This window comes from Streptomyces deserti, assembly GCF_054782695.1.
Genome location: NZ_BAAGRZ010000002.1, coordinates 105,933 through 127,607 on the forward strand (window position 1 = coordinate 105,933; position 21,675 = coordinate 127,607).

The 21,675-nt window shown below is 70.8% G+C and carries 17 protein-coding genes; 6 read left to right on the forward strand and 11 right to left on the reverse strand.

Translation table 11 applies throughout. The features are described from left to right. Position 1 precedes the first annotated feature (1 nt). Complete coding sequence (locus ACYVMZ_RS06775) at positions 2-1,495, forward strand: tripartite tricarboxylate transporter permease (protein ID WP_461076571.1); 1,494 nt, start codon at positions 2-4, stop codon at positions 1,493-1,495. 54 nt (positions 1,496-1,549) lie between these two features. Here the strand turns inward: ACYVMZ_RS06775 and ACYVMZ_RS06780 are convergent, their stop codons facing one another. The 9 genes from ACYVMZ_RS06780 to ACYVMZ_RS06820 form a co-directional block, all read right to left on the reverse strand. Continuing rightward, the gene (locus tag ACYVMZ_RS06780; protein WP_461076573.1) at positions 1,550-3,520 is read right to left on the reverse strand and encodes a DUF2264 domain-containing protein; all 1,971 of its coding nucleotides are present in this window, start codon (positions 3,518-3,520) and stop codon (positions 1,550-1,552) included. Positions 3,521-3,542: 22 nt separating this feature from the next. Beyond that, entirely contained in the window at positions 3,543-4,598 is a 1,056-nt protein-coding gene (locus ACYVMZ_RS06785; RefSeq protein WP_461077099.1) for a LacI family DNA-binding transcriptional regulator, read from the reverse strand. Positions 4,599-4,643: 45 nt separating this feature from the next. Next, on the reverse strand, positions 4,644-6,293 hold the full coding sequence (locus tag ACYVMZ_RS06790) for an extracellular solute-binding protein (RefSeq protein ID WP_461076575.1): 1,650 nt from the start codon (positions 6,291-6,293) through the stop codon (positions 4,644-4,646). Between the two features lie 103 nt (positions 6,294-6,396). Next, positions 6,397-7,284 carry a carbohydrate ABC transporter permease gene (locus tag ACYVMZ_RS06795; RefSeq protein WP_461076577.1) on the reverse strand — a complete coding sequence of 296 codons (888 nt, stop codon included), beginning with the start codon at positions 7,282-7,284 and terminating at the stop codon, positions 6,397-6,399. Then, entirely contained in the window at positions 7,281-8,135 is an 855-nt protein-coding gene (locus tag ACYVMZ_RS06800) for an ABC transporter permease (RefSeq protein ID WP_461076580.1), read from the reverse strand. The genes ACYVMZ_RS06795 and ACYVMZ_RS06800 overlap by 4 nt, the downstream gene beginning before the upstream one ends. A gap of 315 nt (positions 8,136-8,450) precedes the next feature. Next, positions 8,451-10,379 (reverse strand): molecular chaperone HtpG, encoded by a 1,929-nt coding sequence (htpG, locus tag ACYVMZ_RS06805; protein WP_461076582.1) that lies wholly within the window; start codon positions 10,377-10,379, stop codon positions 8,451-8,453. A gap of 68 nt (positions 10,380-10,447) precedes the next feature. Beyond that, a complete protein-coding gene (locus ACYVMZ_RS06810; RefSeq protein WP_461076584.1) occupies positions 10,448-10,594 on the reverse strand; it encodes a hypothetical protein in 147 nt (48 codons plus the stop codon). A 129-nt stretch (positions 10,595-10,723) separates the two neighbouring features. Further along, on the reverse strand, positions 10,724-11,224 hold the full coding sequence (locus ACYVMZ_RS06815) for a tetratricopeptide repeat protein (RefSeq protein WP_461076586.1): 501 nt from the start codon (positions 11,222-11,224) through the stop codon (positions 10,724-10,726). A 54-nt stretch (positions 11,225-11,278) separates the two neighbouring features. Next, positions 11,279-13,411: a glycoside hydrolase family 36 protein gene (locus ACYVMZ_RS06820; RefSeq protein WP_461076588.1), complete on the reverse strand. Its 2,133-nt coding sequence runs from the start codon at positions 13,409-13,411 to the stop codon at positions 11,279-11,281. A 115-nt stretch (positions 13,412-13,526) separates the two neighbouring features. Between ACYVMZ_RS06820 and ACYVMZ_RS06825 the strand changes: the two genes are divergently transcribed. From ACYVMZ_RS06825 to ACYVMZ_RS06845, 5 genes are all read left to right on the forward strand, one after another. Continuing rightward, positions 13,527-14,561 (forward strand): LacI family DNA-binding transcriptional regulator, encoded by a 1,035-nt coding sequence (locus ACYVMZ_RS06825; RefSeq protein WP_461076591.1) that lies wholly within the window; start codon positions 13,527-13,529, stop codon positions 14,559-14,561. A 68-nt stretch (positions 14,562-14,629) separates the two neighbouring features. After that, the gene (locus ACYVMZ_RS06830; RefSeq protein ID WP_461076593.1) at positions 14,630-15,964 is read left to right on the forward strand and encodes an ABC transporter substrate-binding protein; all 1,335 of its coding nucleotides are present in this window, start codon (positions 14,630-14,632) and stop codon (positions 15,962-15,964) included. Between the two features lie 2 nt (positions 15,965-15,966). After that, entirely contained in the window at positions 15,967-16,887 is a 921-nt protein-coding gene (locus ACYVMZ_RS06835; RefSeq protein WP_461076596.1) for a carbohydrate ABC transporter permease, read from the forward strand. 5 nt (positions 16,888-16,892) lie between these two features. Beyond that, on the forward strand, positions 16,893-17,717 hold the full coding sequence (locus tag ACYVMZ_RS06840) for a carbohydrate ABC transporter permease (protein ID WP_461077101.1): 825 nt from the start codon (positions 16,893-16,895) through the stop codon (positions 17,715-17,717). A gap of 88 nt (positions 17,718-17,805) precedes the next feature. Further along, complete coding sequence (locus tag ACYVMZ_RS06845; RefSeq protein WP_461076598.1) at positions 17,806-20,271, forward strand: CBM35 domain-containing protein; 2,466 nt, start codon at positions 17,806-17,808, stop codon at positions 20,269-20,271. 82 nt (positions 20,272-20,353) lie between these two features. Here ACYVMZ_RS06845 and ACYVMZ_RS06850 read toward each other — a convergent pair whose 3' ends face one another. Together ACYVMZ_RS06850 and ACYVMZ_RS06855 are read right to left on the reverse strand one after the other, a co-directional pair. Further along, complete coding sequence (locus tag ACYVMZ_RS06850) at positions 20,354-21,082, reverse strand: class F sortase (RefSeq protein ID WP_461076600.1); 729 nt, start codon at positions 21,080-21,082, stop codon at positions 20,354-20,356. 118 nt (positions 21,083-21,200) lie between these two features. Next, positions 21,201-21,656, reverse strand: coding sequence for a hypothetical protein (locus ACYVMZ_RS06855; RefSeq protein WP_461077103.1), 456 nt, complete (start codon positions 21,654-21,656; stop codon positions 21,201-21,203). Positions 21,657-21,675 lie beyond the last annotated feature (19 nt).

A 21,675-nucleotide genomic window follows, 5' to 3' on the forward strand; every position in this document is an offset into this window, starting at 1 on the left:
CATGGACGCCCTCAACTCCCTTCTGGACGGCTTCGGTACGGCCCTCACCCCGATCAACCTGCTCTGGGCCGCGATCGGCGTCCTGCTCGGCACCGCGATCGGCGTGCTGCCCGGCATCGGCCCCGCCATGGCGGTCGCCCTGCTGCTGCCGGTGACGTACGGGCTCAACCCGATCGGCGCGTTCATCATGTTCGCGGGCATCTACTACGGCGCGATGTTCGGCGGCTCCACCACCTCGATCCTCCTCAACACACCCGGCGAGAGCGCCGCCGTCGTCGCGGCCATGGAGGGCAACCCCATGGCCAAGTCCGGCCGGGGCTCGCAGGCCCTCGCAGCCGCCGCCATCGGTCACTTCGCGGGCGGCCTGATCGGCACGATCCTGCTGGTGGCGCTCGCCCCGACGGTCGCCGAACTGGCGGTGGACATCGGCGCGCCGGACTACTTCGCCATCATGGTGCTGGCGTTCATCGCGGTGACCTCGGTACTGGGCTCCTCCCGTGTCCGGGGCCTGGCGTCCCTGCTCATCGGCCTCACGCTCGGCCTGGTCGGCCTGGACCAGATGACCGGCCAGCAGCGCCTGACCTTCGGTTCCCTCCAGCTCGCCGACGGGATCGACGTGGTGATCGTCGCGGTCGGTCTCTTCGCGATCGGCGAGGCCCTGTGGGTCGCCGCGCACCTGCGGCGCAGGCCGCCCGAGCCGATCCCGGTGGGCCGCCCGTGGCTGGGCCGCGACGACGTGAAGCGGACCTGGAAGTCGTGGGCGCGCGGCCCGTTCATCGGCTTCCCGTTCGGCGCGGTCCCGGCGGGCGGCGCGGAGATCCCCACCTTCCTCTCCTACGTCACGGAGAAGCGCCTGTCGAAGCACAAGGACGAGTGGGGCAAGGGCGCCATCGAGGGCGTCGCCGGACCGGAGTCCGCGGCGTCGGCCTCGGCGGCGGGCACCCTGGTGTCGATGCTGACCCTCGGCCTGCCGACCACGGCCGTCGCGGCGGTGATGCTGGCCGCCTTCCAGCAGTACGGCATCCAGCCCGGCCCGCTGCTCTTCGAACGGGAACCCGACCTGGTGTGGGGCCTGATCGCCTCCCTGTTCGTCGGCATGGTGCTGCTCCTCGCCCTCAACCTGCCCCTGGCACCGCTGTGGGCGAAGCTGCTGCGCATTCCGCGGCCGTACCTGTACGCGGGGATCATGTTCTTCGCAGCGGTCGGCGCGTACGCGGTCGGCGGTGAGGTCATCGACCTGGTGACGTTGCTGATCATCGGCCTCATCGGGTTCGGCATGCGCCGCTACGGCCTGCCGATCCTGCCCGCCGTGATCGGCGTCATCCTCGGCCCGAACGCCGAGCAGCAGCTGCGGCGCGCCCTGCAGATCAGCGACGGCAGCGTCACGGGCCTGGTCAACACGCCGTTCGCGGTGACCGTGTACGCGGTGATCGTGGTGCTGCTGGCGTGGCCGCTGCTGAAGAAGATGGTGACGCGGGGCCGCGCCGAGGCGTAGGGCCTGTGCCGCGTCGCGGGGCAGGCGGGACTTTCGGCACAGGTCCTGCCCCCGTCACCGCGGTACCCGCTCCCGGGTGCCGTCCGGGAAGCGGATCTCCACCTCCCCGTCCGCGGCGACCCGTACGCGCGTATCCGAACACAGCGCGTGCGGGTCGCCGCTCACTGCCGGGTCGGCGCTGAGCACGACGAGGGTCACCAGGAGGTGGGTGCCGCCCGGGTGGGCGGGCAGGGTGAGGTGTGGGGTCGCCGAGTGGCGGCCGTAGGCGTTGGTTCCGGTCGCGTGGGCCACCGCCGTCCCGGCGTCCCGCCACCCGTGCAGCCCCGCGATCGCGCTGGTCAGTCCGTCCGCGCGCCGGGCCATCGCCCAGTCGGGCCCGGTCGCGGCGGCGGGCGGCGCGGTGTCGTCGGCGACGGCCCAGCCCCCTTCGCGCACGGGGGTGCCGTGCGGTGCGTCGACGTGGTGGACGCGGACCTCCCAGGGGCCGTGCACCACGCTGACCGTCTCGATACGGTGCCCCCCGCTGTCGCCCGGCAGCAGCGCCCGGTGCCAGGAGGCGGCGCGGCGCCCCTCGACGCCGAGCAGGTGGATACGGCCGCGCCGGGACGGTGTGCCGTCGGCGGTGAGCAGCGCGATGTGGTTGTCGGGGCCGGCCGGCGGGGCGTCGGCCGCCGCGGTCTCGGGGGCGGCGGCGCTCGCGTAGGCGAACTTGGCGTAGTACGGGCTGTCCTGGGCGGTGGGGGTACCTCCCTGCTCGAGCGCAGCCGAGAGCTTGGGGGAGGGCGGGGGCGGCAGCCGGTCGCTGCCGTGGTTGACGAGCCGTACGATCCCGTCGGCCGCGGTGGAGTGCAGCAGCCAGCCGGGAGCGGGTAACGCCAGGCACACGTCGGCCTCCTCCACCGGGCTGGGCTCCTCGGGCGCGGTCCACACGGGGTGGTCGGCGGGCAGCAGCAGACCGAGGAACGCCTTGCTCGCCCAGTACGGGGACGCCGGGCCCGAGTACCGCTGGGTGACGGGGTGGAAGGGGCCGTACCAGCCGAGCGTGAGCAGTCCGCGCTCGTCGGGCACCCCCCGCTCGGCGAAGTGCTTCAGGGCGCCCGAGGCGAGGCGGCGGGTGCGGCCGGGCGGCAGCGGGGTGACGTCGGCGAGGGCGCCCGCCCACAGCGGGGCGGTGGTGGCGAAGCGGTAGGTCAGGGAGCGGCCCTGGTGGACGGGGGCGCCGTCAGCGCCGAAGAAGTGCTGGTGGGCGTGGAGGAACGCGCGCAGCCGTGCCCGGTGACGGTCGACCAGACGCGGGTCGGCGCGCGGCCCGGCGATGCGGGCCCACAGCACCGGATACAGGTGCAGGGCCCAGGCGTTGTAGTAGTCGAACTTGCGGCCGTCGCCGTCGGTGTACCAGCCGCCGCCCCGGTACCAGTCCTCCAGGCGGGCCAGGCCCGCGTCGATCTCGGAGCGGCTGTGCGGAGCGCCGGCGGAGGCGAGGAACTCCTCGGTGATGACCTGGAACAGCCGCCAGTTGGAATCGTTGACGCGGGCCCCGACGAATCCGCCCAGCCAGTCGGCGACCCGCTGCCGTACGCCGTCGTCGAGCCGGTCCCAGAGCCACGGGCGGGTCTCGTGCAGGGCGATCGCGATCGACGCGGCCTCGACCATGGGCTGGGCCCGGTCTGTGATGGGCGGCCAGTGGTCCGGACTGCGCGGGTCGGTGCCGGCGGCGAGTCCGGCCGCGTACCGCTCGATCAGGCCGGGGGCCCGCCCGCCCGAGCCCGCGATGCGGAAGGCGGCCAGCAGGAAGGAGCGGGCGAAGCCCTCCAGGCCGTCCGACCAGGGCCCGGAGTGGCTGGGCGGGCCGGGCAGCCGGTACTGGGCCAGGCCCGGGGAGGCGTACGGCAGCAGCCCGTCGAGGAGCCGGTCGGCGATCGCCTCCCAGTGGGCGCGGGTCCAGCCGGTGATCGGCGATCTGGTGGGGTCGGGGGGCGGAAGCAGGTGCGTCGGACCGGGGAGCGACACGTGCGGCGCGCTCATGCGGGTGCGGTTCCTCCGTCTGTCACAGGGCACGCCCGGGCGGGGGCGCGCCGACGCTGTCGCGTACGACGATGTGGGTACCGAGCAGGTGGTGGGCCCCGGCGGCGTGCTCGGGGTCGCGCAGCGCGATGCGTACGGCGGCGCGGCCGAGCTCTTCGGCGGGGGTGCGGACGGTGGTGAGCGGCGGGTTGAAGTCCTCGGCGAGCGGGATGTCGTTGTAGCCGACGACGGAGATGTCACCGGGGACGGTCAGGCCCGCCTCCGCGATGGCGCGCAGGGCACCCGCGGCGACCATGTCGTCCCCGGCGAAGACGGCGGTGAACTCCCTGGTGCCCTGGAGGAGTTCGGCCATCGCCCGGTGGCCGGCGGCGCGGCCGAGGCCGCAGTCGATGACGTGCGCGGCCTCGGGCGGCAGCCCGTGTTCGGCGAGCGCGGCCCGGTAGCCGGCGACGCGGGCGTCGAGTGCGGTGTTGCCGGGCAGCCCGCCGAGGAACACGATCCCGCGGTGGCCCGCCGACAGCAGGTGGGCGGTGATGGCGCGGGCCCCGGCCTCGTTGTCGAACTCGACGACGAGCGCGGGGATGTCGGGGTCGGGCGCGGGCCGCCCGCACAGCACCAGCCGGGCGCCGGAGGCGTCCAGGGCCTGCGCGTAGTGGGCGACGCGCTCCCGGTAGGCGTCGTCCTCGACGACCCCGCCGACCAGGATGACCAGCCGCGCCCCCTCCTCCCGCATCAGCTGCACGAACTCCATCTCGCGCTGCGGATCCCCGCCCGTGGCGCCGACCACACACAGCCAGCCGCGGTCGGCGGCCTCCGCCTCCACGCCCTCGGCGACCTGCGCGTAGAAGGGGCTGGTGACCTGGCGGACCACGACGGCGGCCATCTTGCGGCCGCCGCCGACCAGGGCGCGGGCGTGCGCGTTGGCGACGTAGTCGAGGTCGCGGGCCGCGCGCAGGACACGTGCCCGGGTCGCGGCGGGCACCGGGTGGTTGCCGCTCAGTGCGCGCGAGGCGGTGGCCATGGACACGCCCGCCCGCTCGGCGACCTCGCGGATCGTGACCCGCCGCTTCGACCCCATGCCGTCGTTCCCCATCCCCCGCGTCTCCTCTTCCCCGGCCGCCGTTCAGGTGTTGGCCGCGTAGTCCTCGGCGTACTCCTCGGCCATTCTGTCGCCGCCCCGCGTCCGCCACTTCTTCACCGTGGCGTCCCACTCCGACAGCGGGACGCGCCCGGCGACGATCCCGGTGACGGTGTCGTCGATCAGGGCCTTGAGCGTGGCGCCCTGGGAGTTGTTCGTCGCGGACTGCAGCCCGAAGGAGGCGTCGCGGATCGCGTGCGGGACGACCTTCCGCTGCCAGGCGTGCAGAGCGCGGACGGCCTCGGGCATGCCCGGGACGAACAGCACCTGGGGGCCTTCCGCGAGGTACTTCAGCGGCAGGTTGGTGTTGTTCTCGACCTCGCCGAGCTTGGTGGGGGTCGGCGAGCCGTCCTTGCCGCGGGTGAAGTGGACGCCCTCGACGCCGTAGTGCACGAGCTCCCACTCCTGGCTGCCGAAGGGCGCGGCGAGGTAGTCGAGGATGCGCAGCAGCAGTTCGATGCGGTCCTTGTTCGCCTTCTTCAGGACGGTGTAGCCGAAGGAGCGGCGGGCGGCGACGATCCCGCCGGGCTCACCGCCGACGCCGTACGGCAGGGCGGGTGCCGGGGTCATCTTGCCCTGCGACTCCCGGTACTTGGGCAGGTAGGCGCCGAAGCCGTCCTGCATGGAGCCGACGGTGCCGTTGTAGTAGAGCGTCGTCAGGTCGATCTGCGAGATGGATGTCGCGTCGGGGTGGTACGAGCCGTTCTTGCGCAGCTGCGCCTGGAAGGCGATGGACGCCTTGTAGCGTTCGTCGGCCCAGGCCGGCACGAAGGTGCCGTCCTCGGTGACGGACCACCGCTGGGGTGCCCGGTGGGCGGCGGAGTGGAAGGCGTTGCCGAACAGGGAGCCCATGGCGGCTCCCAGCATGTACGTCCGTCCGCGCGTGCCCCGCCGGGCGACGGCGGCGAAGTCCCCGTCGGTCCACCCCTCCTTCATGCCCGCGTCGGCGAACATGTCCTGGTTGATCCAGAGGGTGGAGCCGGGCAGCGGGCGCTCCAGCGGGATGCCGTAGATGCGGCCGCCGATGCGGCCCATGTCGCGCCAGGCGTGGGTGGGGATGTTGGCGAGGTTGGGGTAGTCGGCGATGGCGTCCCCGGACAGGAACGGGGTCAGGTCCTCGGCGCGCCGCTGCACGAACTGCGCCTCGCGGGGCAGGGTGAAGCCGGCGAAGAGGTTGATGATGTCCGGCAGGGCGCCCTCGTCACCGGCCATGACGGTCGCCATCTTCTTCTGGTAGTCGGCCTGGGAGATGATCGTGTACTCGATCTTCACGCCGAGGGCCTTCTCGACGGCCGCCCAGAACCGGTTGGCGGACGCGGGCTTGGGGGGTGTGCCGAACGAGACGGACATGACCTTGATCGTGGACCCGTCACCCGGGGTGCGGGAGACCGACTTCACCAGGTCCGACGGGTAGCGGGTGTACCCGGCCTGGACGCCGGCGTCGGTGGGCGCGAGGTCCGGCTCGGGGCCGGTGGCGGGCCGGTACGCGGGCCAGGGCGCGAGTTTCTTCCCGGCGTTGGAGACGTCGCCGTCGTCCGAACCGGAGGAGCAGGCGGTCAGCAGACCGGGGGCCGAGACTGCGGCGCCGCCCGCCGCTATGGAGCGCAGGAGGGTGCGTCGGGACATGCTGGACATGGGCAGGTGCCTTTCTGCGCGCGGCTCTTGATGAAGCTTCGGCTCTTGATGCGTCGGCTCTTGATGCGTCGGCTGGTGATGCGTCGGCTCGTGAATGAGCGCGTCAGCTCTTGATGGCGCCGGTGAGCACGCCCTTGGTGAAGTACTTCTGCAGGAACGGGTAGACGAGCAGGATCGGCACGGTGGCGATCACGAGCACCGCCATCTGCACGGTCTGCGGGGCGGTGATCGTGCCCTCTCCGGTGGTCGCGTCGGTGAGTCCCGCACCGGCCACCACATAGGTGCGCAGGACCTGCTGGAGCGGCCAGTGGTCGCTCTCCAGGTAGAGCGAGGCGTAGAACCAGGAGTTCCAGTAGGCCACCGCGTAGAACAGGCCGACGACCGCGAGGGCGGCCTTGGACAGCGGCAGCACCACCGAGACCAGCACCCGCCAGTCCCCCGCCCCGTCCAGGCGCGCGGCCTCGTACAGCTCCTCGGGGATCGACTGGAAGAAGCCGCGCAGGACGACGAGGTTGAACACGTTGACCAGGACGGGCAGGACCAGCGAGGCGTAGCTGTCCAGCAGGCCGAGCTCCTTGACGAGCAGGAAGCTCGGGATCATGCCGGGCGGGAAGAGGAACGTGAACAGCACCAGCAACAGCACCGGTTTGCCGCCGAAGACGCCCGGGCGGGACAGCGCGTAGGCGAGGGTCACCGTGCAGGCGAGGCTGAGCAGGGTGCCGACGAGGGTGACGCCCGCGCTGACACCGAGGGCGTGAGTGACGATGCCGCCGTCGAAGATGTCGCGGTAGGCCTGCAGGGTGGGCTCGCTGGGCCACAGCACCCAGCCGCCATTGTCGACGACCTCGTCGGTGGAGGCGAGCGAGGTCGACACGATCACCAGGAACGGCACGCACACCAGCAGCACGACCGTGGCCAGGGCGAGCGCCTTGGCGGCCTGGGTGAGCGGCCTGGGCTTCTCCATCCATCCCGGCCTCGCAGAGCTGCTCACTTGTAGACCCCCTGTTCGCCGAGGCGGTGGGCGACCTTGTTGGCCGCGTAGACGAGGAGGGCGCCGATCAGGCCCTTGAACAGGCCCGCCGCCGCGGCGTAGCCGTAGTCGCCGCCGACGATGCCCTGGTAGTAGACGAAGGTGTCGATGATCTCGGCGGCCTCCGGGCCGACCGCGTCGCGCTGGAGCAGCATCTGCTCGAAGCCGACGGAGAGGATGTCGCCGAGCCGCATGATGAGCAGCAGCACGATCACCGGTCGGATCGCGGGCAGCGTGACGTGCCAGAACCGCCGCCAGGGGCCCGCGCCGTCGATGGCCGCTGCCTCGTACTGCTGCTCATCGACCTGGGCGAGGGCGGCGAGGAAGATGATCGTGCCCCAGCCGGCGTCCTTCCAGATGACCTGGGCGACGACGAGCGGCTTGAAGGCGTCCGGGTTGCCGATGACGTCCACCGTGTGCAGGCCCGCCCCGCTCAGCGTGCTGTTGAGCAGCCCCGTGTCGCCGAGCACCTGCTGGAAGAGGGCGACGACGATCACCCACGAGATGAAGTGCGGCAGATACGCCACCGACTGCACGAAGCGGCGCACCGAGCTCCACGTGAGGGTGTGCAGCAGCAGCGCGAGCCCGAGCGGCACCGGGAAGTAGAAGACGAGTTGCAGGATCGCGATCCAGACGGTGTTGAGGACCGCGTCCCAGAAGGCGCCGTCCTCGAACATCCGCTGGAAGTTGCCGAGCCCCACCCAGGGGCTGCCCCACAGGCCGTCGAACGGCACGTACTCCTTGAACGCGATGACGTTGCCCACGAGGGCGCCGTAGTGGAACAGCAGAAAGTAGGCGACGCCGGGCAGCATGAGCAGGAACAGCGTCCGGCTGTGAAAGCCTTTTCGCTTGCTCCGCGCCCCGTCCGGACTCCGGTGATCCGGGCTCACCCCCTTGCTACCTGCGCGTTCCCGTAAGGCAGTTGCCACGGATCCCCCTCACCTCTGCGTGTCCGGTGACGGGAAGTTAAAGCGCTTTCACAGCGGGGTCAACAGTTCTGACAAACAAGGGACTTGGGCGGCAGCACAACTCCGGCCGTGCGGTGCGGGCACCGCACGACCGGCGTGGAAACGCTTACAGCCCTGCGCTCGCTTACAGCCTTGCGCTCGTTTACAGGCTGGGCTCGCTTACAGGGTCCGCTCCAGACGTTCCGCCACGACCTTGACGAACCGGGCGGGGTCCTTCGGCTGGCCGCCCTCGGCGAGCACGGCCAGGGCGTGCAGCAGTTCGGCGGTCTCGGCGAGCTCGGCCTTGTCCTCGCGCTCCTTGTAGGCCTGGTTCAGGCCCTTGACCAGCAGGTGGTCGGGGTTGAGTTCGAGGATCCGCTTGGTGCGCGGCACCTCCTGGCCCATCGCCCGGTACATGTTCTCCAGGGCCGGGGTGAGGTCGTGCGCGTCGGAGACGAGGCAGGCCGGGGACGTGGTCAGGCGCGAGGAGAGGCGCACCTCCTTGATGTCCTCGTCCAGTCGCTCCTTCATCCAGCCGAGCAGCCCGCCGTACTCCTCGGCCTGCTTCTCCCGTTCGCCCTCGTTCTTCTCCTCCCCCTTGGCGTCGAGGTCGATCTCGCCCTTGGCGACGGACCGCAGCCGCTTGCCCTCGAACTCGCCGACGGCGTCGACCCACACCTCGTCGACGGGGTCGGTGAGCAGCAGCACCTCGATGCCCTTGGCCCGGAAGGCCTCCATGTGCGGGGAGTTCTCGATGCTCTGCCGGGAGTCGCCGGTCAGGTAGTAGATGTCCTCCTGGCCGTCCTTCATCCGCTCCACGTAACTCTTGAGCGTGGTCGGCTCGTCGTCACCGTGCGTGGTGGCGAAGGACGCGACGGCGAGGATGGCGTCGCGGTTCTCGGCGTCGGTGACCAGCCCCTCCTTCAGGACCGCCCCGAACTCCCGCCAGAACGTGGCGTACCGCTCCTGGTCCTTGGCCATCATGTCCTTGACCGTGGACAGGACCTTCTTCGTCAGGCGGCGCTGCATCATCCTGATGTGCCGGTCCTGCTGCAGGATCTCCCGGGACACGTTCAGCGAGAGGTCCGCCGCGTCGACCACGCCCTTCACAAAGCGCAGGTACGGCGGCAGCAGCGCCTCGCAGTCGTCCATGATGAAGACGCGCTTGACGTACAGCTGCACACCGCGCTGGTAACCCTGCGTGAACAGGTCGTGCGGGGCGTGCGAGGGGACGAACAGCAGGGCCTGGTACTCGAAGGTGCCCTCGGCCTGGAGCCGGATGGTCTCCAGCGGCTCGCGCCAGTCGTGGCTGATGTGCTTGTACAGCTCGTGGTACTCCTCGTCGGAGACCTCGTCGCGCGAGCGCGCCCACAGGGCCTTCTGCGAGTTCAGCGTCTCGGGCTCGGGCGCCTCGTCGCCGTCACCCGTCTTCTCCGTCGTCTCGGTCTTCTCGGTCTTCTCCGGGACGAGCCGGATCGGCCAGGTGATGAAGTCCGAGTACCGCTTGACGATCTCCTTGATCTTCCAGGTGACGGTGTAGTCGTGGAGCTGGTTCTCGGGGTCGGCGGGCTTGAGGTGCAGGGTGACCGCGGTGCCCTGCGGGGCGTCGTCGACGGTCTCCAGCGTGTACGTGCCCTCGCCGCGGGACGACCAGCGGGTGCCCTGGCTCTCGCCCGCGCGCCGGGTCACCAGGGTCACCTCATCCGCCACCATGAAGGCGGAGTAGAAACCGACACCGAACTGGCCGATCAGCCCCTCGGCGCCGGCCGCGTCCTTGGCCTCCTTCAGCTCCTGGAGGAACTTGGCCGTGCCCGAGTTGGCGATCGTGCCGATGAGCTGCCCGACCTCCTCGTACGACATCCCGATGCCGTTGTCGCGCACGGTGAGGGTGCGGGCGTCCTTGTCGATCTCGATCTCGATGTGCAGGTCGGACACGTCGGCCTGAAGCGAGTCGTCCCGCAGCTTCTCCAGACGCAGCTTGTCCAGCGCGTCGGAGGAGTTGGAGACGAGTTCGCGCAGGAACACGTCCTTGTTCGAGTAGACCGAGTGGATCATCAGCTGCAGCAGCTGACGGGCCTCTACCTGAAACTCAAACGTTTCGGTCGGCATGGTTCGCGATTACCTCACGGTGTCCTTGAAGTCGTCGGCACTGGTGCCAGTCACTGTAAATCACCATGTCAGTCCGCATGCCCGTACTTCGGCAACGAGGGTTTGAGTCCCCCCGCCCCTTCGGCCAGAAAGGCGCTCAGGCTGTCGAGGAGCATGGTGCTGCCCTGCTCGGCCATGTCGCGTTCCTCGGCGGGGTCGCAGGTCTGGCGGAGCACGATCCGGGTGTGGTGGTCGTCCTGTGGTCCACGCCCGCCACACCGTCGCCGCGGGGCGTCCAGCGTCCGGGCCAGCGTGTAGGGGAAGCCGTCGGCCTGGGTGGTCTGCTCGGTGTTCCATCCGGGGTTTCAGAGGGTCTCGTCGAGGTCCTCGGCGTAGTGCTCGATGGCGCGCCGGTACTGGCGCACGTGGGGGTCCTCGCTGGTCCTGGCGAGCAGCCTCAGCAGGATCCGCATGGCCTCGTGGTGGTGCCGGGTGTTGAACAAGGCCATGGCGAGGAAGGTCTGCAGGGCACCGTCCTCGGGGAATTCCGCCAGGCCGCGGCGGAGGGTGGTGACGGCCTTCGCGTACTGGCCGAGTACCCGGTAGGTGCTTCCGAGGCCGAGGAACGCGCCCCGCCGGTCCTCCGGTGACAGCCCGGCCCCGCTGAGGCCGCGCTCGTAGAAGGGGACGGCTTCGGCCTCCAGGCCCAGCACGTCATGGACCCAGGCAGTCTGGTAGGCCACCTGGGCGTCGTCGGGATACTCGGCGGCGAGGGCCAGCAGCCGTGTCCGGGCCGCCTCGGGATGCCCTTGTTCCCGCAGCCGGACGGCTGCCGCGAGAAGGTCGTCTCTCGTTTGTTCGCTCATGCGTTCATCCTCACAGTCCGGGTGCGCCCCGCGCCCGGACTCGAAAGAACGCCCCTACGCGTCCACGGTGAGCCGCAACAGCAGCACCGCGGGCGTGCGCGGCAGCGACACCACCAGCCCGCCCCCGTCCCAGCCGACCGCCCCGGCGGCCGCACCGGACGGGTGCAGGACATCGACCCGGACCGGCTTGCCCGCCAAGTGCCGTATGGGCACCCGGAGTTCCGGTCCCCCGCCCCGGCGCCACACCGACAGATACGACGTCCCCTCACCGGGCACCCGCATGCCCAGAGCCAGCCACTCGTCCGTCCACCCGGGCAGGCCGAGCGGCCAGAACGGCACGGCCCGCGCGAGATCCGCACGGATCGCCTTGTACGTCCCCACCGCGTCCCGGACCAGGGCGAGCTGGTGCCCGGTCATGCGGTTCAGGTGGCCCGACAGGTGGATCCGGCCGAGCAGCGCCCCGCCCAGGGTGAAGGTGATCAGGTCGTCGTCGTACTCGGGCTGGGGGTAGGCCCAGACCGCGCCCTGCTCGGGTGGGACCGCGCTGGGCGCGGCGGCGGCGATCGCCGGGTAGCGCAGCGGGTCCTGCTGGTCGCTGGTGGACTGGAGCTGGGTGACGGCGAGGGTGGCGCCGTCCATCCGCATCCCGCCCGAGGCGCAGTTCTCGATCACCAGCCCGGGGTGCCGGTCGAGGACGCCGGACAGCCAGTCCAGGTAGGCCTGGGCGTGGCCGAGGAGTCCGGCTCCGGGTGCGAGGTCCCCGGGCGCGCAGGTGCCCGGGTCGACGACGATGTTGTAGTCCAGCTTGAGGTAGCCCACGCCCCAGTCGCCGACGATGCGGTCCACCGTCTTGTCGAGGTGCGCACGGGCGGCCGGGTGCCGCAGGTCGAGCTGGTGGCGGCCCTGTTCGGCGAGGCGTACGCCGTCGCGCTGGAAGAATGCCTCCGGCGGGAGCGCCGTGGCGACCGGGCTGCGCACCCCGACGACCTCCGGCTCCAGCCACAGCCCGGGCACCATGCCGCGCTCCCGGATCCGCTCCAGGACCGCCCGGATCCCGCCGTCGGGGAAGCGGCGCGGCGAGGGCTGCCACTCCCCCACGCTGTCCCACCAGCCCGCGGTGCCGTCGTCGTACCAGCCGGAGTCGATGCAGAAGTACTCCGCTCCCGCGTCGGCGGCCGCGTCGATCAGCGGCAGCAGCTTCGCCGTCGTCGGGTCGCCCATCAGCGTGTTCATGTAGTCGTTGAAGACGACGGGGAGCTGCTCATGGTCGGGGTGCGGGCGGCGCACGGCCCGGCGGTACGAGGTCAGGGCGCCCAGCGCCTCGTCGAGCCCCGGCCCCAGGGCCAGCGCCGCCGGCACGGTGGTGAACTCCTCGCCCGGCGCGAGCCGGACCCGCCACTGGTGCTCGGCGTCCGTGGGGCCGTTCACCGCCAGGTACGTGCCGTGCGCGTGTTCGCCCAGGTCCCAGCGCCAGCCGGCCGGGGACTCCACCTGCCACACCCAGGCCCGGTCGCCGCCGCGTTCCGTCAGCGCCCCCATCGCGAGGTGACCGTCGGTGGGCCAGCTGCCCCGGCCGGTCAGGACGAGGGCGGCCCGGCTGTCGTGCTGGTGGGCGGCGACGTTGATGTCGGCGACGGTGGCGCGCAGCGGCTCGGCGTACCAACGGCATTCCGCGAGCCAGTCGTTGCGGGCCCGGTGGACGTCGAGGACGCCCGCGGAGGGCAGGCCGCCGAGCAGCAGGCTGCTGACGGACTGGACGACCAGGGGCTGCCTGCCTTCGTTGCGGAGGAGGACACGGGAGCGGAGCACCGGCAGTCCGGTGGGCGAGGACAGCTCGGCGCACGCTGTCAACCCGGTGTCCGGGTCGTGGAGTTCGACGGTCAGCCACTCCCAGTCGCCGCGTCTGCCGCTGCGGTGCCCCCGGTATCTCAGGCGCGAACCGAACGCCGTGCCGGTGAAGCGCGGGCCGGACCAGCCGCTGCCGTGGCCGACGGCGGTGAGTTCGACGAGGGGCAGGGCTGCGGCCGGGGCGGGGGTGCGGCGCGCGCCCGGACGGCCGAGACCGACGAGCCGCAGTGTCCCGTCAGCGGCGACCGCGAACTCGGACCGCAGCGCCGAGTGCCCCCAACGGAACTTCTCGCGTGGGCCGTCGGCCCCCTCCTGCGACCCATCCGCCGAACCGGTCAAGGTGTCTCCCTCCCGACCCCGCCCTGCCGTACCGCCGGAGGCAGCCCGCGTCAGTCGCGTGAATCCATCGTTACGGTCTCTTGACGGCCGTTGTGTGACCGGTCACAATCCTGGCATGAATGTGACCGGTCACACAAGGCGTCCGGCGAGCATCAGGGACGTCGCGACCGCCGCCGGAGTCTCGTACCAGACCGTCTCGCGGGTGATCAACGGCCATCCCAGCGTCAAGCCGTCCACCCGGGAGCGGGTCCTCGCCGCCATCGACGAACTGGGCTTCCGCCGCAACGCCACCGCGCTGGCCCTGGCCAGCGGCCGCAGCCGGGCCGTGACCGTGCTCACCGCCAACACCACCCACTACGGCTACGCCTCGATCCTCCAGGGCATCGAGGAGGCCGCCCGCGCCGCGTCCTACGCGGTCGGGATCGGCGTCCTGGAGTCGGCCGAGGAGGCCTCCGTCGCCGCCCAGGTGCAGCAGGCGGCGGACGCGGGCGGCGGGCTGATCGTGATCGCGTACGATCCGGCCGGTGTCCGGGCGCTCGGCGCCGTGCCCGCCGGGCTGCCGGTGGTCGGCGTGGTCGAGACCCCCGCGAGCCCACCCGGCGGCGACCGTCCCTGGGTGTGGACCGACGACCGCGAGGCCGCCTACGAGGCGACCCGCCATCTGCTCTCCCTCGGCCACGAGACCGTGCACTACGTCGCCATCCCGTCCAGCACCCGCCGCACCAGCGCACGCACCAGCGGCTGGCGGCAGGCGCTGAAGGAGGCGGGCGCCCCGGAACCCCGTCCCGTGCAGGGCAGTTGGGGTCCGGCGGGTGGTCACGCGGCGGGCCGGAAACTCGCGCGTGACCCGGCCGTCACCGCGATCCTGTGCGGCAACGACGACCTCGCGCTCGGGGTGCTGCGCGCCCTGCACGAGGCGGGCCGCGCGGTACCGGACGAGGTCAGCGTGGCCGGGTTCGACGACGCCCCGCACTCCGCCTATCTGACCCCGGCGCTGACGACCGTACGCCTGGACTTCACCGGCCTCGGGCGGGCCGCGTTCGCCCTGCTGCACGGGGTGGTGGAGGAGTCCGCGCAGGTCGCCCCGCACCCCGTCTCCGTACCGGAGCTGGTGCTGCGGGAGAGCTCGGGGCCGCCGCCCCGCCGGTGACCGAACACCCGCTACGAGCACAGCTGTTCCGCGTCCGCCCCTGAACCCCGTTCTGCGAAAGGCACGTGATGAAGAGACGAGCTCTCCCCGCCATGGCGCTGATATGCGCCCTCGGCCTGGCCGCCACCGCGTGCAGCGACCCCACCGCCCAGGACTCCGGCTCGGACTCGGGTTCGGACGCCAAGCGGACGGCGGTCGACCCGACGGCCCGCCTGGACGGCGTGAAGCTGACCATGTGGACGGCGCAGAACACGGTCAACGCGCCCAAGCAGGTCATCGACGCCTTCGAGAAGGCGACCGGCGCCACGGTGGAGACGCAGGCCATCCCGGACCTGTACGAGCAGAACGTGCCGACCAAGCTCGCCTCCGGCGACCGCCCCGACCTGATGTTCTGGCAGCCGTCCATGTCCACCCTGCCGTTCGTCCAGCCGCAGCAGAACCTCCTCACCCTCGACGGGGAGCCCTGGGAGGCCAAGCTCGGCGGCACCGAGAAGTCCCTCGGCGTCATCGACGGCAAGCGGTACGCGGCGATCGTCACCAGCCCCGCCATGCTCGGCGTCTACTACAACAAGGACGTGTTCCGGCAGGCCGGGTTGAGCGAGAAGGACTTCCCGAAGTCCTACGACGAACTCCTGGCCCTCGGCCACAAGGTCGTCGACCAGACCGACGCGGCCGCCTTCTACGAGGCCGGCGGCGACAAGTGGCCCCTGCAGTGGCAGATGCAGGTCCAGCTCACCGACCTCGACGAGGCGTGGTGGGACGGGCTCAACGAGAACAAGAACAAGTGGACCGACCCGGTCGTGGTCGGTGCGATCAAGAAGTACAAGGAGAGGCTGCTCGACGCCGGACTCGCCCAGAAGAACTACCGGACCGGCACGTTCACCGGGCAGGCCGACGCCCTGTGGAAGGGCGAGGTCGGCATGGTCCTCAACGTCACCTCCTTCCAGAGCCAGTTGCAGGCCAAGTACTCCACCGCCGAGATCGACCGGAAGATCGGCTGGTTCCCGGTCGCCAACTCCTCGGCCACCGGCCTGTACTCCCCGGACCAGACCAACGGGGTCGTCGCCTTCAGGACCGGTGACGACAAGCGGCAGAACGCGGCCCGGCAGTTCCTCGCCTTCTGGCTCGGCCCGAACTACGACGACTACATCGAGGCGATGAAGATCCCGTCCGTGCAGCCGTCCGTGCCCACCCCCGACGGCCTGCCGCAGACGTCCAAGGCCCAGGTCGCGGCCCTGCCCAAGGCCATCGGCGTCTTCCAGGCGAAGGCGATCGTCGCCCCGGACACGCACCTCTACCTCGCCGACATGATCTTCGGCAAGAAGAACCCGCGGCAGGTCGCCCAGGCGATCCAGGACCAGTTCGCGCAGGTGGCCAAGGCCCAGGGCGCGTCCGGGTTCTAGCCATGGCGGACACGGTCGTACGTACCAAGCCCGCGCCGGTGTCCGGCGCGCCGAAGAGGGTGGGGCGGCTGCCGCGCGCCGCCGTGCACCACCCCTGGTGGTTCGCGCTGCCCGCGATCGTCGTCTTCGCGGGCTTCTTCCTGGTGCCCAACCTGCTGAACTTCTACTACCCGTTCACCAACTGGTCCTCGTACCACGCGGACATCGCCTTCACCGGCCTCGACAACTTCAAGACCATCGCCGACGACGGCTCGCTGTTGCGGGCGATCCGCACGACCCTGCTGTACGCGCTGCTGGCGGCACTGTTCCAGAACGGATTCGGGCTGGCGCTGGCGCTGCTGCTGGAGGACGACAGCCGCTTCAACCGCTTCTTCCGTGCCGTCTTCTTCCTGCCGGTGCTCATCTCGGCGCTCGCCACCGGCTACGTCTTCCAAGCCCTCCTCGACCAGGACGGCGCCGTCAACTCCCTGCTCGGCACGGACATCCCATGGCTCGGCTCGACGACGTGGACGCTGGTCGTGGTCACCCTCATCCACGGCTGGAAGTGGATGGGCCTGTCCATGCTGATCTATCTGGCCGGGCTGAAGGGCATCCCCGGCGACATGCTGGAGGCCGCCCGCATGGACGGCGCCGGGCCGTGGCGGACGTTCTGGTCGGTGCGCTGGCCGATGCTCGCCCCGGCCGTCACCTTCAACGTCACCACGGCGCTGATCGGTTCGATGAACACCTTCGACATCGTGCAGGCCACGACCGGCGGCGGGCCGGCGGCCTCCACGGAGGTCTTCAACATCTACATGTTCCGGATCTTCGGGCAGGGCCTGTACGCCCAGGCGTCCGCGATGAGCCTCGTCCTGTTCCTGGTCGTGGTCGCCGTGGCGATTCCGCTGGTGGTCGGGCTGCGGCGAAGGGAGCAGATGCTGTGACCCCGGTGACTCCCGTGTGGCGGTACGGCCGCCCGGCCCTCGTCCTGCTGCTGGCCGGCCTGGCCGTCGGCGTACCGCTGTGGCTGGTCGCCGTCACCTCGGCGAAACCGCAGGCGGAGGTCATCAAGCCGAACCTGGACCTGCCCCGGCACTGGCAGCCCGGCAGCAACTACGCGGACGCCGTCAGCGAGGGCGAGATGCTGCGCGGCTTCCTCAACTCCCTGCTGGTCGTGGTCCCTTCGGTGGTCCTGGTGCTGATCCTCGGCGCGGGTGCGGCCTGGGTCTTCGCACGCCGCAAGTCGAAGCTGGTCTCGGCGGCGTACGCGCTGTGCATCAGCGGGCTGCTGCTGCCGCCCGCCGTCATCACCATCGTGATGGAGCTGCGGCAGCTCGGGCTGGCGAACACCCGCCCGGGGATGATCGCCGTCTACACCGGCATGTACCTGTCGACATCGATCTTCTTCATGACCGGCTTCATCCGCGCCGTCCCCCTGGAACTGGAGGAGGCGGCCCGGATGGACGGGGCGAGTCCGTCGCGGATCTTCTGGCGGATCATCCTGCCGCTGCTCAGGCCGGTGATCGCCACCGCGACGATCATGGTGATGCTGTACGCCTGGAGCGACGTCTTCTACGCGTTCTTCGTCCTCGGCGGCGGCGAACGGGCGACCCTGCCGCTGAACCTCTACCAGGTCGCCAGCGCCCAGCTCTACCTCAACAACTGGCATCTCGTCTTCGCGTACGTCGTGGTGATGAGCCTGCCGATGGTCGCCGTGTTCCTCGTCGGCCAGCGAAAGATCGTGTCCGGAATCACCAGTGGAGCCGTCAAATGACCGGAGGTCCAGCAGCGTGATCACCCACACCCGCACGAGATCCCGTACCAGAAACGCCTTGATCACAGCACTCCTTGGAGCAGCCGTCATGGCAGGCACCCTCCCCGCGGCGGGATCGGCCGCCGCTGCCGGCCCGCAACGCCTCACCGTCGACCTCGCCGCCTCCGAAGGCCCGGTGATGCTCGGCGCCAACGGCGCGCTGTACGGGCTCAGCGACGACGGGGTGCCCAGCGACGCCGCACTGGAGCCGCTGAAGATCACCAGCATCTCGCAGAAGCCGCAGGGCGGGGCCCAGCACCCCAACGGCGACGCGCTCACGGTCTCGAAGTCGTTCTTCCGCAACGGCGGCGGCGAGATCAACGTGATGATGCAGGACATCTACGCCAAGTGGCCGTACGAGGACCTCGGCATCGACGACTACCTCCCCAAGGTCGACAAGATCGTCAAGGAGGTGTCGGCGGACCCGAACAGCGACCGGTTCGTCTACATCCCGTTCAACGAACCCGACCAGATCTGGTACAACCTCGGCGCCTCCGACCAGGCCACGTACGAGAGGAACCGCGACCGGTTCTTCAAGGACTGGAAGACGGTGTACCAGCGGATCCGCGCGATCGACCCCGACGCGCGGATCGCGGGCCCCAACGAAGCCGCCTACCACACCCGACTGCTGAAGGACTTCCTCGCCTTCGCCAAGCGGGAGAACGTCCTGCCGCAGGTGATGACCTGGCACGAACTGGGCTCCGGCTCCCTGCGCGACTTCCAGGCGCACTACGACAACTACCGCTCCCTGGAGCGCCAGGCGGGCATCGCCCCGCTGAAGATCAACATCGACGAGTACGCCAACCGCCGTGACCTGTCCGTGCCGGGGCAGCTCGTGCAGTGGGTGTCGATGTTCGAGCGGAACAAGGTGTACGCCAACATGGCGTACTGGGACGCGGCCGGGAACCTCAGCGGCCACGTGGTGCGCTCGAACATCCCCAACGGCGGCTGGTGGTTCTTCCGCTGGTACGCCGGGATGACCGGCGACACGGTGAAGGTGACCCCGCCGCAGCCGAACACCATCGACACCCTCCAGGGCCTCGCCTCCCTCGACACCTCCCGCCGCCAGGCCCAGGTCCTGCTCGGCGGCTCCGCGGGAGACTCGGACGTCGTCGTCCGCGGCATCTCCCCGTCCGTCTTCGGCCGTACGGTCACCGCGACCGTCGCCGAGGCCGCCTGGTCCGGCTACGAGGGGCAGCACGCCACGCCGCGCGTCCTCACCCGCACGAAGCTCGAGGTCGCGGCCGACGGTACGGTGACCGTCCCGCTGCGCGGCATGCACAAGATGTCCGCCTACCGGATCGTCCTCACCCCCGGCGGCTCCGGCACCCCCTCCCCCGCCTCCGTCCCCTGGTCGGCGTCGTACGAGGCCGAGGACGCGGCGATCACCGACGGCAAGGTCTACACCCAGGGCACGGTCGCCAACGCCAACGGCTACGCGGCCTCCGGCACGAAGGACGTCGGCTCGCTCAACCAGCCCACCAGCAAGGTCGCCTTCACGGTGACGGTCCCGAAGACGGGCACGTACGACCTGGCGATCCTGTACGGCAACCAGTCCGGCGGCCCGGCCACGCAGAAGCTGACGGTCGACGGCGGCGCCCCGGTGACGGTCACCTACCCCTCCACCGAGAACTGGACGTACCGCGCCAAGAAGGACGTCACCGTCCGTCTCACGGCCGGCACGCACGTGCTGACCCTCGCCAAGGGCGACGCCGAGGTCACCCTCGACCGCGTCGACCTGACCGCCCGTGCGGGCGAGCCCTCCGCGTCGTACGAGGCCACCCTGGCGGACGTCGGCGGCAAGCCGTCGTACGACTACTCGTCCTCGGCCGGGGTGGGCACCGGCGCCCTCGTGCTGCGCTCCGGCGACAAGGCGGTCTTCGACGTCCACGCCCCGCGCGACGGCTACTACACGGTGGTGCCGCGGGCCTCGGCGGCGGTGAAGCTCGCCCTGCACGGGGAGACGGTCACGGCGGCGCCGGGCCGTCCGCTGCGGCTGTACCTGGTCGCGGGCAACAACCGCATCGCCCTGACGGCGGGCAACGCGGCCGTCCGCTCCCTCGACGTCTCGGGTGACGGCTCGGCCTCCGGCACCCTCACCCACGAGGGCGCCTCCGCCACCCTCACGGGCGGGGCCCGGCTCGTCGACTCGCCACACGCCTCCGCCGGCTCCTACATCGGCTGGCTCGGCAACAGCGCCGACAGCACCGCCGAGTTCACCGTGAACGCCCCGAGCTCCGGCCGCTACCTGCTGGTCGTCCACTACGCGCACAACGAGCGGCGCGACAACGGCCACGCCTACAACACGGACATCATGTCCCGTACGGCGGACCTCACGGTGGGGGACGCGGCGCCGGTGAAGGTCACCTTCAAGAACACCTGGAGCTGGGACGACTACTGGACGCTGGGCGTCCCCGTCGACCTGGAGAAGGGCTCCAACAAGGTGAGGTTCGGCAACGCGAGCGCCTGGGCGCCGAACATCGACCGGATCGAGCTGGGCCGGGTCGTCGGCTGAGCCACGCCGCTCACCCGGTCGGCTGAGCACAGCCGCTCGCCCCGTACGGGTCGGTTCCCGTACGGGGCGAGCGGCGTTCGCGTCAGACCAGGTGGGCGAAGACCACCAGGTTCTCGGTGTAGTCCCTGGCCTCGCGGTCGTAGTCGCCCGCGCAGGTGATGAGGCGGACCTCGGCCCGAGTGGTGTCGGCGTACACCCGCTCGTTGGGGAAATTGTCCTTGTCGAACGATTCCGCGTCGTCGACCACGAAGGTCGCCCTGCGCCCGTCGGCGCGCAGCACGTGGAACCGGTCCCCCTTCTTCAGCTCGCTGAGTCTGGCGAACACGGCCGGCGACGTCGCCGTGTCCACATGGCCGGCGATGATCGACGTGCCGGGCTCACCGGGGGATGCTCCCTTGGCGTACCAGCCGACGAGGTTGGTGTCGTGGGCCGGCGGGGCGTCGAGCTGGCCCGAACGGCCGATGGCGAGGTCGGTGAACGGCGCGTCGACGGAGATCTTCGGGATATGCAGGCGGACCGGCTTGGACCGCGGGAGGTACTTCCCCGCCGGGCGGGTCTCGTCCGTCTGGCGGAACTCCTCCGCCTGGCGGGAATCGTCCGACCGGGGCTTGGCCGGGAGCTGGTCCGACACGGCGGCCGGCGGGGCGTACGGCGCGGGGACGGCGGACGACGGCTCGTCACGGCCGTCGATCAGGCTCACCGCCAGCACCAGGGCAATCGCACCCCAGAACAGCGCTGCCACACGTCGACGGGGTCTTTGCCCGGGCGGCGCCGGGTCGTTGTCGGGAGCGGTAGGAGGGTTGGCTGCCACAGGACTCCACCTCACTCGGGCACGGCAGCGGTCACGACACGCGGGAGGGTGCGCCGGGCCGCCGCGACACGGGTGAGCGTGTTGCGGCGGCCACGGCGGCTATGTCGCCGGACATGGATCAGGCCACGCCTTCGGCGGCCTTCTTGCGTCGCAGCGCGTACATGCCGGTGCCGAGCACCGCGAGCACGGCCAGGCCGCCCGCGGTGACGCCCGAGGTGGCGAGCCCGCCACCGCCGGTGTGCACTCCGCCGCGCGGCTTGTCGTGCTTCCAGGAGCCCTTGTCGTGCTTGCCGCCGTAGGACTCCTTGTCCTTGTCCTTGTCCTTGTACGACTCCGGGTCGTACTTCGAGTCCTTGGCGTTACCCCAGTCGTCCGCGTTCACCAGCGTGAGCGCTCCGCCGCCCGTGTGCATCCCGCCGTGCGGCTTGTCGTGCTCCTTGGAGTCCTTCTCGTGCTTGCTCGAGTACTCCTCGTAGCCCTTCTCCTTGTCCTCGTGCTTGTGGTTCTCCGAGTCCTTCTTGGAGCTCCACTCGTCCTCGTTCGCCAGCGTCAGCGCGCCGCCGCCCGTGTGCATCCCGCCGTGCGGCTTGTCG